Consider the following 14398-nt stretch of genomic DNA (forward strand, 5'->3'; position numbering starts at 1 on the left):
TCAGGTGCCTGAAGGCCCCGCTTTCTCTGTTCTTGTAGTAAGTCCTCTGATAGCAGATATCTCCCAGAAGTGTGGAAACAGTCTTCTCCCTATTTCTGCTCTGTACAACCCACTCCATTGATCTTTCCTTGCTGTTTAGGAGAGACTCCTCAGCAGTACGGATCATATCTTCAATCATTTCTCTTCCCATTTCTCGCACAAGGGCAAGAGTAGATTCCACCATTCCTGTCAGTCCTGTCCTTTCTTCTACTGCCTTTTCCAGACATATTGACATGTGGCTAGTGATTTTCCTGTTCAGCTCGGTTATAATGTTCATGAGGGTAGCTCCTTCCGGTTGTGTTATTAGGTCGTATTTTTATCATAACACGGTTTGAGCTATTCTCTTTTTCTATTCATCCAACAAATATTCTACACTAAGGAAATTCATGAGATTCATCAAAATAACGCTCTTTTTTACATGTTTTCTCCCATTTTAATTGTTAATCCCCGTTTTTCATTGCATTTTTTTCTATTAGTTTTTACAATAGACAAGACTGCCAACTTCAGTTTCACTGAAGGATGGTATAATGAGGTCATAAATTCACTGTTTCTGAGACAGCAATCAACCCATTTTCATCATTCCACATTGTTATTCATTCATTTACTATATTTACCAAAGAAGGAGATCATTATCATGAACGAGGATCAGAAAAAAGAACTGGCCAGAAAAAAGCTGCTGGCCAAAAGACTGAAAAAAGCGGAAAGGGAAGCCCGAATCAAAGCCATCAAGAACAGAAAGCCCTTCAAGGGACTCCAGATCCGCCCCACCGTTTCCCTCTTTGACGAGGCAGACCGGCAGGAACCCGGTGAAAACAACTGGGCAGGATTCGGATTTGACATTCATCCTCAGGTAACCATCATTTCCGTTGTTCTGCTGGTCATCTTTATTGCAGGAACCCTGATTTTCCCCAGTAATGCAGAGAGTCTCTTCGAAAACCTTCTGGCTGGCATCACAAAAAATGCAGGATGGTTCTTCATCACAGCAGCCAACATCTTCGTAGTCGCCGCGTTTCTTTTCGCATTCGGACGCTACGGGAATCTGAAGATCGGTGGCGCGGAAGCGGAACCGGAATTCACCAAGTTCGCCTGGTATGCCATGCTTCTAAGCGCCGGCATGGGCATCGGACTTCTCTTCTGGAGCGTCGCAGAACCCGTCTCGCACCTGAATTCCCCCTCCCCTATGTTCGGAGAAATGGCTGCAGGTTCAGCGGAAGCTGCCCAGGCTGCCATGGCCACCACTTTCTTCCATTGGGGCATCCACCCCTGGGCTATTTATGCCATCGTCGGCTTGTCCCTGGCCTTCTTTGCTTATAACCGTGGACTGCCTCTGACTATCCGTTCCATTTTCTATCCCATCATCGGAAACAAAATCTACGGATTCTGGGGCAATCTCATCGATGTGCTTTCCGTCATGGCCACCCTTACAGGACTTGCCACCTCTTTAGGACTGGGTGTGTCCCAGGTCAATGCAGGCCTGAACCATCTCTTCGGCATCACCATCAGTGTGCCTGTTCAGGTGGGGCTTATCATCGGCATCACAGCCCTGGCCACCATCTCCGTTGTCCTGGGACTGGACGGAGGCGTCAAGCGTCTCAGTGAGATCAATATGATTCTGGCTGGCGTATTTCTCATCTTCATCATGATAGCTGGTCCCACGGTCTATATTCTGAGCGGATTCACACAGAATCTGGGCTACTATCTGTCCAATTTCATTGAAATGAGCATGTGGACCGAGACCTTCAGAAACACCAACTGGCAGGGTGGATGGACCATCTTCTACTGGGCATGGTGGATCTCCTGGTCGCCTTTTGTGGGAATGTTCATCGCCAGAATCTCCAAGGGCAGAACCGTCCGGGAATTCATCCTTGGCGTCATGCTGATCCCTTCCCTCCTGTCCTTCTTATGGATGTCCGTGTTCGGAGGAACCTCCATCTTCCTGGAGTCAAACGGTCTGGCAAAGATCGTCGAGGCTGTGAAGATCGATGAGTCCCTGGCCCTCTTCGCCATGCTGGATGCACTGCCCCTGGCAAGCATTCTTTCCGTCATCGGCATCATCCTTGTCACCGTCTTCTTTGTCACCTCCTCCGATTCCGGATCCCTGGTGGTGGATCACCTGACTTCCGGAGGAAAACTGGACTCTCCTGTTCCTCAGAGAGTATTCTGGGCTGTCATGGAAGGCGTCGTAGCCGCAACCCTTCTCATCGGAGGTGGCCTCACAGCCCTTCAGACAGCGTCCGTCATCACGGGCCTTCCCTTCGCCATCATTCTCATGCTCATGATCTACTCCCTCCGAGAAGGTCTGAAGCAGGAATTCGAAGTGGAGGAAATCGTTAGAAGAAAAGTGCGGGAGGTCCGGGAAGACCACATCATCAACGAGGTCATCAATACCGTGGTGCAGGACCATGCACTGGTCAATAAGGAGGAGCAGAAGGAAGCGCCTGAGGAACCTGAAAAGGATGATGAACCGAAATAATCTCTGACAGAAACTGAAAAACTCCTGATCCGCCCTTGGATCAGGAGTTTTAAAATACTTGCCTTTATTTCCTCTACTGCAGGACGGATAGAGAAAACTGAGGAGAAAAAATCGTATGCCCTACGCTTCGCTTTCCTCTTCCGGCAGCAGCACGATCTTCCCCAGCTTACCCGACTGCTTGAAATAGGTCTGGGCTTCTGCAGCCTTCTCCAGGGGGAAGGTCTTATCGATGATGGGCTTCAGCTTTCCTTTCGCAACAGCATCCAGCATGTCCTTGAACTCTTTCCTGGTGCCCAGCACCGAACCGTAAATGGTGATGTGCTTGAGATAGATGTCTCTTAAATCCACATGGGTGGTCTGTCCGCCGATGGACCCTGAGATGCAGAGCTTTCCTCCTTTTTTCAGAACCTTGATGACGGTCTTGAACAAGGCATCTCCCACCACATCCAGCACGGAATCCACAGGGCCTCCATTCAGCTCCAGAATTTCTTCTGCAAGATGCGCTGATTTATAGGAAAGCACATGGCTAGCACCCAGCTCCTTCATCCGGTCTCTCAGACTCGGGTCTCCCACTAGAGCAATTACCTTTGCCCCATGGATCTTCGATGCGATCTGCACGTTCATGGACCCTACGCCTCCATTGGCGCCAGTGACGAGAATGGTCTCTTCCTTCTTCGGTCTGATCTGCTCCACCATATGCCAGGCGGTGAGCCCACTGACGGAAAACACGGCGCTCTGACTGAAGTCTTCCAGCGGCATGGGAAAGCATAGACTTTCCGGCCAGGCCACATACTCTGCATATCCGCCGTCATATTCCGATCCGATGAAGGACATGTCCTCTGCGTAGTGCTCCGTTCCTTCCTCTCCTGAAGAGGTGAAGGGAAACACCACAACATTCCTACCCAGGATGCTTTTATCCACATTTTCCCCTACTTCCACCACTGTGCCGGTTATGTCCGAACCGGGAATCCTCGGAAACTGCACACCTTCGGGCCTCCAACCGGATTCCTTATCCGCTCCGTAGGCACCTTCTCTCATCCAGATTTCCGTATTATTGATCCCGCAGGCCTTGACCTTGATCAGCACCTCATTCTCCTTAGGATGTGGCTTCTCGATATGAACCACGTGAAGTTTATCTATGTCTCCATACCCTGTAACCTGTACTGCTTTCATTTTCATCTTCTCCTTTCGGTACGACTAGAATCATTATGATCCCTGACGAAGACTTTCATTCTTCTTTTATGCTCACACTATATTGCAAAATCAGCTGAAAATCAACTTTCAGGATTGTTTGCTTGGGACTTCAACGATTCTCTCAGCCGAAAGACCCTTCTTCTTTCTAAAGAACCTTCTTCTCATCAAATCGGTTCGATCACAAGGAGTGAAGAGATCATAAAGTTTCAGGAAATATTCTTTTAGACCACCTGTCACCGGACATCTGCATGCTATACTGAGAAAAAGAATACTGAGAATGGAGGGTGTATCATGAATATCAGTCTATGCAAAGCCATGGTGAAGGAAAACAACTTCTGCGTGCTGTCCACCTGCAAGGATCAGAGGACCAACAGTTCTCTGATGCTCTACATGACGGACGAGGATGCACAAAAGCTCTATATGGTCACACTGAAAGGAAGCACGAAATATGCAAGTATCGTGGAGAATCCGGAAGTGAGCCTTCTTATTGACACCAGAGAGAAGATCACCGAGAAGCAGCCCCAGGTGAAAGCTCTGACCGTCTACGGTCATGCCAGCATCATCAGGGACAGAGACTGGTCACTGGAGATCATCGAAAAACTGGTCCAAAAGCATCCCAGTCTTCGGGCGCTTACGGAAATGGATGACTCCTGCATCGTGCAGGTGGACATCACAAACTTCCTCTATCTGGATGGCGTAAGCGATGCCAGATATGTGAGCCTTCTGGAGGACAGGTAAGAAACCATTTCTATCTGCTACCCCTTAAATCAGCTGCTTTCAGAACGTCAAAGCAGCTGATTTTTCTAATTTCCGAAAAAAAACTGTCCGCTTTTTTTTGAAGCGGACAGTTTTTTGCGTATTATGTTTATGCAGTAGGTTCCACTGCTGTTTTCATATCGTGAATGGCCTGCTGGATTTCCTCCATCTTCTTTCCATCCAGATCATAGTACTTCATGGATACTAGAGATGCCAGCCAGCCCAGCACTGGAATGCCTACAAAGAAGAACAAGGTCATCCAGAACAGCGGTCTGCTGACAGGTGTTTCCGCAGTGGGCAGCTGGTCTCTGAATCCGATGAAAGCCACCATGACGCCTACTATACTGGCACTGAAGGCTGAAATCAGCTTGTCCACAAAGGAGAATATGGTGCCCATCATCCCAGGAATATACTGACCGGTCTTATAGGTCTGATAGTCGGAACAGTCAGCAATCATCGGGATGACAATATTCGTACCAATGGACATGGCGCCCCCTTGAAGGACCATGAGTGCAATGAAGATCAGGGTCGCCAGATTCAGATTGGACAGGGAAATGGTCGTAAGATCCGCTGTCACAAAGAACAGGATGAGCAGCACGCTCAGGGCCACCGAAATCCAGGTTGAAGTGACGTAAGCCTTTTTCTGACCCAGCCTTCTGGCATAGCCGATTCCCACAAAGGTCAGAAGGATGGTGAGCGGTGTCATGATGAGCCCCAGGGTACCAGATAGCGCATAGTTTCCGAGAAGTATGCCATAGAGCATGATGACGGTAACGGAGTTCTGTCTTACGGTGGCCGCCAGCTTATCCGTGGAAGCGGAAACAATCAGCATCTGAAGAGGTCTGTTGCCCTTGATGATGGGCCAGTAGTCTCTCAGTCGGATCTGCACATCAGAGGGAACACCCCAGTTTTCCTTCACATCCTTTTTCCAGATGGAAAGTACCGATAAAGCGGTGAAGAGGGCAGAGATGGAAATAACGCCGATCATCATTTCCGTAAAGAATCCTTCCGTGAATCCTCCGTGTTTCGGAACCAGAACCCCTGATACCAGGAACTGTCCACTCACAAAAACAACGGTGTTGAAAATTCCATCAAAGAGTGTGAACAGAGGTCTCTGCTTCGGATCATTGGTCAGCACCGTCTGCGCCGCCTTGGTGCAGGCTGTCTGGAATGTATAGCCGATGATGTATAGGGAATAGATCAGGATGAAATAGAGCAGTCTCATGTTCTGAGGCACAAGATGGGTTGTGGTATGAAGAAGTATTACGCTGACGGCCAGAATGATGTTTCCAAGGACCATGTAGGGCCTGAATTTACCGATTTTAGACTCCGTCTTGTCGATGATGAAGCCGATGAGGGGATCCGTGAATCCGTCAAAGATTCTCATGGCGGTCATGATGCTTGTGACAGCCACAACAAGCAGTCCCGCCACACCTGTGGCATAGTAGGATACAAACATCATGAAGAACATGTAGAGATTCGTTGCGGTATTATTTAAAACAAAAAGTCCGATCTGAAGATTTGAGGATCTGTTGTATATGACCTGGTTTCTGGTTTCCATTGATTTCCTCCCGATATATATGATTAAAACGTTTACTTCAATGATAAAAAATATTGAAAATAGGATAACACACTATAAACCTGATGCCGACTGGAAGCGAAACGGTGTATCTTTACTGAACCATCATGCAGAGAGGAGACAGGGCAAGCTGCCGCCTCTTCTGCTATGGTGTCAGAATTCATGTTCTATCTCTTCTTATACTCAAAATCCGGAATCTTCATCCATCTTTCTCTTACGGTATGGGCTGCCATCTTCGGCTGCCTCTGCCTGGTGAAGAGTCCTTTCTTGTTCCCCTGTACCCGGATGATGCCCACAGACGTTTCAAAATCCGCAAAGTTCCACATCTGTTCCCCGATCACATGATCAAACTCGTCGAAGACCTCATGATTGGCCTGAAGATATCTGACCTGATACTCCTCCGTAAAGGGAATGTCATCCACCGCATGGAATCCCGCCACGGTATCTGCTCCATACTCTGTGAACATCACTGGTGTATCCGGATAGGCTGTTTTCCAGTCCGAAAGCTCCTTGCGCAGTGCCGATTTGGCCTCTTCCAGCTCTCCTGTGTTGATGTACCAGCCATAGTACCGGTTGAGACAGATGACATCCAGGTATTTGGATACCAGGTCATTATGAGGCATGGACATCATGATGAGGACCATGGTCACAGGTCTTTTCTGAGGGTCCAGGTCTCTTGTCAGCTGGATGAGCGGCGCGAAATACGCATCGGCTCCTTCTTCCTGTGTAGCCGCTTCATTGGCTACAGACCACATGACCACACAGGCCAGATTCTTATCTCGCGCAATCAGCTCTCTCAGAACCTGTTCATGGGCTTCTCTCGTATCCATGACTTCATAGGTGTTTTTCTTCTCTCCATCTCCACCAAAGAGTGCAAAGTTGAATCCATGCATGATGCCCACCGCAGGCGTCTCATCGATGACTACAATGCCCTGTCTGTCGCAGAGTCTCATCATCTCTTCGGAATAAGGATAATGAGCTGTTCTGAAGGAATTGGCTCCCAGCCATTTCATCAGATTGAGATCCGTCACGTTCAACGCTTCATTGAGGCCTCTCCCATTGACGAAGAAGTCTTCGTGCTTGCCGAAACCTTTGAAGTAGAAAGGCTTTCCGTTGATCAGGAACTGATTGTCCTTCACTTCCACCGTTCTTATACCGAAGGACTCCCTGTAAAGGTCCACTGTCTCTCCGTTTTTCTCCACATGGATTTCCACTTCATAAAGGTAGGCCGCCAGTGGATTCCACAGCTTCACCTCTGAAATCACAGCGCTCTTCTCATAGGTGTCGCAGACCACAGCGCCTTCTTCATCTCTTACCACGAATCTTACGCGGTCATGGTCTCCCTGGACGGTTTCTTTGAAGTGCACCTGTGCATTCTCTCCCTTCACCTCATAGGTGATGGTGATGTCTTCCACATAGCTCTTCGGTGTGGTATAGATTTTCACCGGTCTGTGAATACCCGCATAATTGAAGAAATCAAAGTTCGGTGCGTTTTTCTTCACTCCGTCTTTCTCCGAGTAGTTTCCCACAGGCAGTGTCGTATAATCCAGAATGTTGTTCACCTCGACGGTGACCCTGTTCTTCCCTGGCTGAAGAAAGTCATTGATCTCCGCTTCAAAGGGCATGAATCCGCCTTTATGTTCCATGACAAGCTGGCCATTGACATAGACCTTGGCCTGATGGGTCGCACTGCCGAAGCGAAGCACAAGGCGCTCCTTCTGTAGTGCATGCAGCACCTCGAACTCCTTTTCATACCATACGGAACCTACGTGATTTCTGATTCTTCGAAGGACACCCTGTTCATTATAAGAACCCGGTACCGCCATGACCTCTTCCGATGACAGGGGGGTCCTGGGATCATGGTTTTCCGTCAGAGAAAACTTCCATATACCGGAAAGATCCATGACGGTTCTTGTCTGGGTTGAGATAGGATATAGCATAAACTGATTCCTCACTTTCTACATACTCTAGTTAACTGAACTGATTATAAGATATGATAACGATTCCCGTTTATACTATTTTTGCACTTATAGTATTATTTTGTTCTTTTTTCAATTTTTTTCCACACTGAATCTAACTCTCCTGAAAAAACAGGAGCACCCTCAGAAAAAAATTCTGCTCCAAGGGGCTCCTGGTCTTACTTCAACTAGCATTTATGCAGCTTCTGGTATTCCATCGGTGTACATCCCGTATGCTTCCTGAAGACTTTCGAAAAATAATTCAGTTCATCAAATCCGCATTTCACTGACACCTCGGTGATACTGGACTGATTGAGACGCAGCAGGGATTTCGCTTTCTCCACCCTTCTGGACTGGATGAACTGCGTCAGGGTTTTTCCTGTCTCCTTCCGGAACTGCCTGGACAAATGGGATGCACTGACTCCAATCTCTTCTGCAATCTCATCCAGATGAATCTTCTCAGCCAGATGATTCTCGATGTATCGCTGGGCATTATGAATATTTCTGGTCAGCCCTCGGCTATGATGCTTTCTTGCCAGAGAGCTGTATTCATCGATGAGCCTGTTGCCCATGGACAACAGCTGATCCATACTGCTGGTTCTTTCAATGAGGATGGCCATGTTGTCTGAGAGCTGATGGAGCGACAGCGGCGCTACACCTACCCGCTCCAGGGCGATTCTGAGCACCGTGTTGAACGTAAGATACTGATTCTTTATAGCCCGCATCGGGTCTCCCGGAACGCGGTAGCTGAAATCATAGACCGTCTTTCCGCCCATCTTCTTGGCTGTTTCCGAATCTCCGATGGATACAAAGTACATCATCTCATTCTGCATGCGGTACCTTTCATCGATGATGGTAAAAGATTCTTCGATTTCTCTTGGCCGTTCTAGTTCATAGTTCACCTGTCTGCTCTTTCTGTAGATCAGATCCGCCGTTAGATGCTTCTTTCTTAGTATCCACAGCATGATTTTCGCCACCGATGCGCATTCTTCCTGATTGAGGACCTTCATGGTTTGTATAGCCTCGAAAAGAAACCGCTGATCCTGCAGTGGAATCTGATTTTCTTCCATGATCGCACTCTGTTTCTCCCGGGTGATCAGCATGGACAGAAACGGTCCACCTATAAGGTAGTACGGTCTGCTTTCCGCCCAGGTGGCCACAGCCAGATACTGCGCCCCCAGATTGTCCGTGAAAACAAGCACGGCATTCTCTTTTGTCCCCTCAAGTTCCTCTATGATCTGCTCTTTATACTGACTCCGATACTTGAACAGCGTCACATCTTTTCGTATGGCCATGCGAAACTTCGCTTTCCCCTTCTCATCAATCAGAGCAAACTCTATACCCATGCTCTTTCCCAGTGACGTACATACGTCATACAGCTCCTCCATATCATACATCACATCTTCCCTCCTTCCGGGCTTGCTGGACTCAGTCATAGGCTGAACGCCTCCTTCTATCTGCGCGTTGTATTCAGTGCATTTATATTTCTTTATAATAGTCGCTTCTCATTGATTTCACAAGAGGCTCTTGGGATTTCATCTTCAGGAAAGCTTTATCCCAATACGCAGAAAAGGACCTGGAAGCCGCAGCCGGTGTATCGGCTGATGTTTCCAGGTCCTACTTTCCCGTATCTATCTGAATTTTCTTCTCTTCTGCATCATGGCCTGTGCACCGTTTCCATACTCTGCACGCAAGGGACCTCCTGTCTAGGACTCCCTGCTGAATCTGTAGTTCTCCTTGAACCACTCCATGAGTTCTCCGGATGTGGTTGCCATTTTCTGTCCATCCTCAAAATAGAACACAAAGGAATCCATCTCCTTATCGATGAACATCCATCTGTCCATGCTGATCGTCTCCCCTCGGGGTGCGGAAATGGACTGGATCTTCTGAATGTCTGAGTTCACCATCCAGGTGATGTAGCTGTCTGTGGCTTCTTCCGGCAGCTCCAGCAGATGAAACTTTCCAGTGAAATGCTGCCTGCCTGAAAAGAGATATTTCCCGATTTCTCCTTCTATCAGCACTTCTGAATCCATGACATGCTCCCCGTCTTCATAAATCCTTACAGGAATCCGCTTTTCCACGTCCGTCTTGAACGGTACTGCTGAGAGGATCCAGTAGGTCACGCCCATGAGAATCAGTGCGATCAGTATATACTCAACTTTCCTATTCATACGCCCTCCAGCTCCTTTTTTACAGCAGGGATACACCCTGCCTCTGTATTCTTACTTAAGCACATCAAGAATCTCCTTAAGAAGCGCTCTGTTATTCTTTCTTCCCCAATAATCCACAGAGTAGATTCTGCTATTCAGCAAGATTTCTCCTGTACCGCCTGAGGAAAGAGCATTGCTGCCGGAAAGAAGCTGAAGGAAGTGACCTTCCCCACTGATGCCTAAATCATTCTCCCAGGAAAGGATCCGAAGTCCTCTGTGATAGGTATATCCTCCGAGGATTTCTCTGATCTTCACAGCTTCCTCCGATCCCTTCTCAAATTCATATTCCTTGAATTCCAGTATAGGCTCACCGTCCTCCACATCATGAAAATGATGAAGCACATACAGACGCTCCTCAGAAGAAACCACGTCCTCCAGAGAATGAGGATAAAGTGCATAGCCCCCCATGATGACAATGATGATGATGGCTATGCTGACTAGAATGCTATTTTTCTTCTTCAAAAGTTCTTCCTCCCTGATGATTTATCTGGAATGCACGTCCTGTCACTACGCTGTCGGCTGCTCTTCTTCAATGCTTTCCTCCTCTTCACATGCCCTCTTCAGCTCATGCATGCTGCCGAGGAGATAGATTTTAGAAGTGAGCGATGCAAAAAATCCAAGAATCCCTGTGACAGAGTGATTGAATGTATAGAAGACGGAAAGAACGACCAGCGTAGTGCCCATAAGAACCATATAGCTTCGGTCTTTTTCTTGAATCATCCTGGCAGTGTCTGCGTCCTCCATGCCACTGAAATGCTCGTAAGACGCGGCAAAGATTCCATGAAAGAGGATGAGCTCGACGGTCATCACCACAATAGGATAATAGACGATCGGCGGAAAGCTCATGCGCAGCAGCTCATATAAGACACCAGCGACAAGGGATACTGCTGCTGCCGCAATGGCGATTTTCTCCAGTCTTTTAAATCTGCCCGAGGCTGAGTGTTCAGCAAGGGCACCGATACCAGATGTCAGTATGGCCCATCCGATCAGTACAAAGACCAGGGAGATGCTGCCCCCAGGGGAAAGAAAGCTCACAAGAATCGTACCCCAGAATATTTTTCTGTATCCCTTGCTCATCTCTTCTCCCCCCTTTCTCGGATGAACGCCCGTAGTCCGGAAAAGCTGTAGTTTTCCGCCTGGCTTCTCATATTGTAGAATCTCTGGGTAAAGGGCTTTCCTTCCCCGTCCGTGAAGGTAAGCTGCGGTTGGACATCAAAAACCGCATAGGCTTCCATGACATCCTCTCCAGGCAGAACTTCAGAGGATACATTGAGGATGCTTCTTTCTCCATAAACATGACCCACGGCTTCCTCTGGAAATTTCTCATCGATTCTCCAGTCCAGACGACCCTTCAGCTTATCCGCAAGAGGACTCTTTACCTCAGCAAGGGTCAGCTCCTCCAGCATTCTGTAGACCGTCAGAGAAGTGCCATCGGAGGATCCGGAAGAAGAGACATGTTCATAGGGACTTTCTCCCCCATTCTTCTGAGGCTCATACAGATGCAGTTCTCCGATATCCACCGTCATTTCACTTCCGTCGTCAAACTGCACCTTCAGGTTTCGGATGATCTTTCCATCCACCTGGACCTCTTCCGGAATGAAGAGGTTTCTCACGTATACCTTTCGGACGCTGTATCTTCCATGGATTTCACCAGGCACACCCTTCTCCTGAGATTCCCACGAAAAGATCGCCTCCTCCCTTTCCGATGCGTAGAGCGTAACTTCCGGCATCTCCACGAACTGAGCAGCTGTCACCTCTCTTGTATCATAGGCATTGGTCACATACTTCAGCACAAGATTCTCCGCATACATGTCATCACGCTGGACCCTGAGATCATAGTAATGCGGAAAGAAAACAGGCGCATCCAACCTGAAATAATATACACTCCCCGACCCTGCCAGAATCAGTATCAGAGCCATGACCAGTATGCCTTTGAAAATTCTATTGTTCTTCTCCATCTCTCCCATGCCTTTCCCAGTATGAAACACTATATTTAGTTTCCTATTGAATCTGAATTTCTATATTTTTTGCTTATTCAACTACTCTTTTTCATTATTTATACTATAGTGGAATTATAATATGGATCTCTGTATACTGCAATGCAAAACCCTTTGTAACACAGAATAAAATCATTCTTCAACATTTCATTTCCTCGCCATGATTTTGTGGTACCATGAAGAAAATATCCTATACACTTCCGTTATCCGTTTACTATTCAAGGAAGGTGAAATCAGTGAAGAGAAAAATACAGAATCTCAATACGATCCCTCTGCTGTGCAGCCTGGATCTTCAGAAATATCAGGGCCTCTGGTATGAAATCGGAAAACTTCCAGCCAGAGGACAAACGGGCCTTACTCATGTCACGGCAACCTATCGCCCGGGGAAAGGCGGTAAGATTCTAGTGGAAAACAAAGGCTATAAGAATGGAAAGAAGAGGGGGATCCGGGGAAAAGCCTGGCCAAGGGACAAAACGTGCACCGGCGGCCTCTTTGTGCAGTTCTTCTGGCCTTTCAAAGGAGACTATAACGTCATCAAACTGGCTTCAGACTACAGATATGCAGTGGTCATGGGGGAGAAGAAAAGCAGCCTGTGGATTCTGTCCAGAACACCTCAGATGAGAAAAGAAGATCTTCTGGACATCCTTCGCTTTCTGAAACGCCACGGTTTCGCCGTGGAGAACATCAGAAAGACGAACCAGGAAGGGCAGGGTGCATCATGAATACGCTGACGATGCTCCTGGAAAAATCAAAAGTCATAGGTCCGCTTCTGATGCTCATTCTTGCGATGCAGCTTCTCTTCATGAAGCCCAGATGGCAGCTGTATCCCTTCTACCTGGTCCTGGCCCTATACTTCATTCTTTCCGCATTATATCACCTGAGAGGTCTTGAAATCGGCGCACGAGGGGGAAGATGGATACTAGGCGCAGCTCTCGCTCTCCTCGTCCTATCCGCATTGTCTCTCCTCGCTTTCCCTAAGGATACTCTTCCTCTTCCCACCGGCCCTTTTGCCATCGGAACCCGAGTCTACGATCTGGAGGACCCTTCCAGAGCGGAACACTACACGGAAGCAGAGGGTGATTCTAGAAGAATCAAGTATCAGATCTGGTATCCTGCAGAAGAGACGAAAGGGTATGAGAAAGCCCGGTGGATCACGGAAGGCACCGTCCTCACCCGGCAGCTGGCAAGAAGCTTTCGCTTTCCCTTCTTCATGCTGGACCACACCGCAGACATAAAGTCTAATTCCTACCTGAGCGCCCCACTTCGTGATGAAAGAGAACCCTATCCCGTCGTCATCATCTCCCACGGATGGCAGGGGTTTCGAGAACTTCATACAGACTTTGCGGAAGAGCTGGCTTCAAACGGATTCATCGCTGTCTCCATCGACCATACCTACGGGTCCCAGGCGGTAAGACTGCCTGACGAAACCGTGGCTTATCTCAATCCTGATGCCCTTCCAGGAAGCTATGGCGAAGAGGGCTTTGCAGAATCTTCCCAGCTCCTTGTGACAACCTACGGGGAAGATGTCATCAGCGTACTCAATGACCTGGAGAAGAAGAACAGGGAGGATGACTTCCTGAAGGATCGAATGGATCTTTCCTCCATCGGGGTCATGGGACACTCCACCGGCGGTGGCGGTGATGTCCATGCAGCCCTTAAGGATGCCCGCATCAGAGCCCTGCTGGGCCTGGATGCCTGGGTGAATCCTCTGGACAAGGAAGTGCTGAGCCAGGGGCTTGATATTCCTGCCCTCTTCATCCGAAGCGAGCAGTGGAGCCAGGGACCCAACAATACCGCACTGGGCATGCTGCTTTCTGCCTCGGAGGAAGGCACCTTTCTCCAGATGAACAAGACCAACCATGTGGACTTTTCCATGGCCTACATGTATTCGCCACTTGCAAAGTACGTCGGATTCTCCGGAGAGTTGGGTGGAAGAGAAGGTATTTCTCTCCAGAAGAAGCTTCTACTGGAATTCTTCGATGCCAGTCTCAGAAATCAGAGCGGACTGGAGTCTCTGGATCTGGAGGAGATCATGGAAACCCATGAGGGACTTGTCCCCGTGGGCATCCAGTGATGGTGAAGCATGAGACAGATCAGGCAGTATCCGTTTCAGAGCGCCCCCTTACAACAGCTTGAACTGATGTAAGAAAAACACCTCCGCGCAGGTTTTCCTGCAAGGCGGAGGTGTTTTC

13 protein-coding genes are annotated in these 14398 nt (G+C 48.3%); 4 read left to right on the forward strand and 9 right to left on the reverse strand.

The features are described 5' to 3' along the window. Positions 1-316, reverse strand: a 316-nt coding sequence (locus J3A84_RS10590; protein WP_207600007.1) for a UPF0236 family transposase-like protein, incomplete at its 3' end; no start/stop codon positions are given. 357 nt (positions 317-673) lie between these two features. Between J3A84_RS10590 and J3A84_RS10595 the strand changes: the two genes are divergently transcribed. Then, entirely contained in the window at positions 674-2512 is a 1839-nt protein-coding gene (locus tag J3A84_RS10595) for a BCCT family transporter (RefSeq protein WP_207600008.1), read from the forward strand. A gap of 120 nt (positions 2513-2632) precedes the next feature. On the opposite strand, the gene J3A84_RS10600 is transcribed toward J3A84_RS10595, so the two are convergent. Continuing rightward, a complete protein-coding gene (locus J3A84_RS10600; protein WP_207600009.1) occupies positions 2633-3685 on the reverse strand; it encodes a zinc-binding dehydrogenase in 1053 nt (350 codons plus the stop codon). Positions 3686-3997: 312 nt separating this feature from the next. Between J3A84_RS10600 and J3A84_RS10605 the strand changes: the two genes are divergently transcribed. After that, on the forward strand, positions 3998-4444 hold the full coding sequence (locus tag J3A84_RS10605; RefSeq protein ID WP_207600010.1) for a pyridoxamine 5'-phosphate oxidase family protein: 447 nt from the start codon (positions 3998-4000) through the stop codon (positions 4442-4444). Between the two features lie 127 nt (positions 4445-4571). On the opposite strand, the gene J3A84_RS10610 is transcribed toward J3A84_RS10605, so the two are convergent. The 7 genes from J3A84_RS10610 to J3A84_RS10640 form a co-directional block, all read right to left on the reverse strand. Further along, positions 4572-6023 carry an MFS transporter gene (locus J3A84_RS10610; protein WP_207600011.1) on the reverse strand — a complete coding sequence of 484 codons (1452 nt, stop codon included), beginning with the start codon at positions 6021-6023 and terminating at the stop codon, positions 4572-4574. A 185-nt stretch (positions 6024-6208) separates the two neighbouring features. Further along, positions 6209-7981: a beta-glucuronidase gene (uidA, locus tag J3A84_RS10615; protein WP_207600012.1), complete on the reverse strand. Its 1773-nt coding sequence runs from the start codon at positions 7979-7981 to the stop codon at positions 6209-6211. A 206-nt stretch (positions 7982-8187) separates the two neighbouring features. Further along, positions 8188-9435, reverse strand: coding sequence for a helix-turn-helix domain-containing protein (locus J3A84_RS10620; RefSeq protein WP_207600013.1), 1248 nt, complete (start codon positions 9433-9435; stop codon positions 8188-8190). 270 nt (positions 9436-9705) lie between these two features. After that, positions 9706-10170, reverse strand: a complete 465-nt coding sequence (locus tag J3A84_RS10625) for a hypothetical protein (protein WP_207600014.1) — start codon at positions 10168-10170, stop codon at positions 9706-9708. Positions 10171-10221: 51 nt separating this feature from the next. Beyond that, on the reverse strand, positions 10222-10671 hold the full coding sequence (locus J3A84_RS10630) for a hypothetical protein (RefSeq protein WP_207600015.1): 450 nt from the start codon (positions 10669-10671) through the stop codon (positions 10222-10224). Between the two features lie 45 nt (positions 10672-10716). After that, positions 10717-11286: a hypothetical protein gene (locus J3A84_RS10635; RefSeq protein ID WP_207600016.1), complete on the reverse strand. Its 570-nt coding sequence runs from the start codon at positions 11284-11286 to the stop codon at positions 10717-10719. After that, a complete protein-coding gene (locus J3A84_RS10640) occupies positions 11283-12167 on the reverse strand; it encodes a hypothetical protein (RefSeq protein ID WP_207600017.1) in 885 nt (294 codons plus the stop codon). Before J3A84_RS10640 ends, J3A84_RS10635 begins: the two co-directional genes overlap by 4 nt. Before the next feature lie 275 nt (positions 12168-12442). On the opposite strand from J3A84_RS10640, the gene J3A84_RS10645 reads away from it, so the two are divergent. Both J3A84_RS10645 and J3A84_RS10650 read left to right on the forward strand, forming a co-directional pair. Beyond that, on the forward strand, positions 12443-12928 hold the full coding sequence (locus J3A84_RS10645; RefSeq protein ID WP_207600018.1) for a lipocalin family protein: 486 nt from the start codon (positions 12443-12445) through the stop codon (positions 12926-12928). Beyond that, positions 12925-14280 carry an alpha/beta hydrolase family protein gene (locus J3A84_RS10650; RefSeq protein ID WP_207600019.1) on the forward strand — a complete coding sequence of 452 codons (1356 nt, stop codon included), beginning with the start codon at positions 12925-12927 and terminating at the stop codon, positions 14278-14280. Before J3A84_RS10645 ends, J3A84_RS10650 begins: the two co-directional genes overlap by 4 nt. Positions 14281-14398: the final 118 nt, after the last annotated feature.

It is taken from the genome of Proteiniclasticum aestuarii (genome assembly GCF_017368455.1).
Lineage (GTDB): Bacteria > Bacillota > Clostridia > Clostridiales > Clostridiaceae > Proteiniclasticum > Proteiniclasticum aestuarii.

Coding starts and splice junctions, on each gene's coding strand:
- J3A84_RS10595 (WP_207600008.1), top strand. CDS start 674: ATGAACGAGGATCAGAAAAAAGAACTGGCCAGAAAAAAGCTGCTGGCC.
- J3A84_RS10600 (WP_207600009.1), bottom strand. CDS start 3,685: ATGAAAGCAGTACAGGTTACAGGGTATGGAGACATAGATAAACTTCAC.
- J3A84_RS10605 (WP_207600010.1), top strand. CDS start 3,998: ATGAATATCAGTCTATGCAAAGCCATGGTGAAGGAAAACAACTTCTGC.
- J3A84_RS10610 (WP_207600011.1), bottom strand. CDS start 6,023: ATGGAAACCAGAAACCAGGTCATATACAACAGATCCTCAAATCTTCAG.
- uidA (WP_207600012.1), bottom strand. CDS start 7,981: ATGCTATATCCTATCTCAACCCAGACAAGAACCGTCATGGATCTTTCC.
- J3A84_RS10620 (WP_207600013.1), bottom strand. CDS start 9,435: ATGACTGAGTCCAGCAAGCCCGGAAGGAGGGAAGATGTGATGTATGAT.
- J3A84_RS10625 (WP_207600014.1), bottom strand. CDS start 10,170: ATGAATAGGAAAGTTGAGTATATACTGATCGCACTGATTCTCATGGGC.
- J3A84_RS10635 (WP_207600016.1), bottom strand. CDS start 11,286: ATGAGCAAGGGATACAGAAAAATATTCTGGGGTACGATTCTTGTGAGC.
- J3A84_RS10640 (WP_207600017.1), bottom strand. CDS start 12,167: ATGGAGAAGAACAATAGAATTTTCAAAGGCATACTGGTCATGGCTCTG.
- J3A84_RS10650 (WP_207600019.1), top strand. CDS start 12,925: ATGAATACGCTGACGATGCTCCTGGAAAAATCAAAAGTCATAGGTCCG.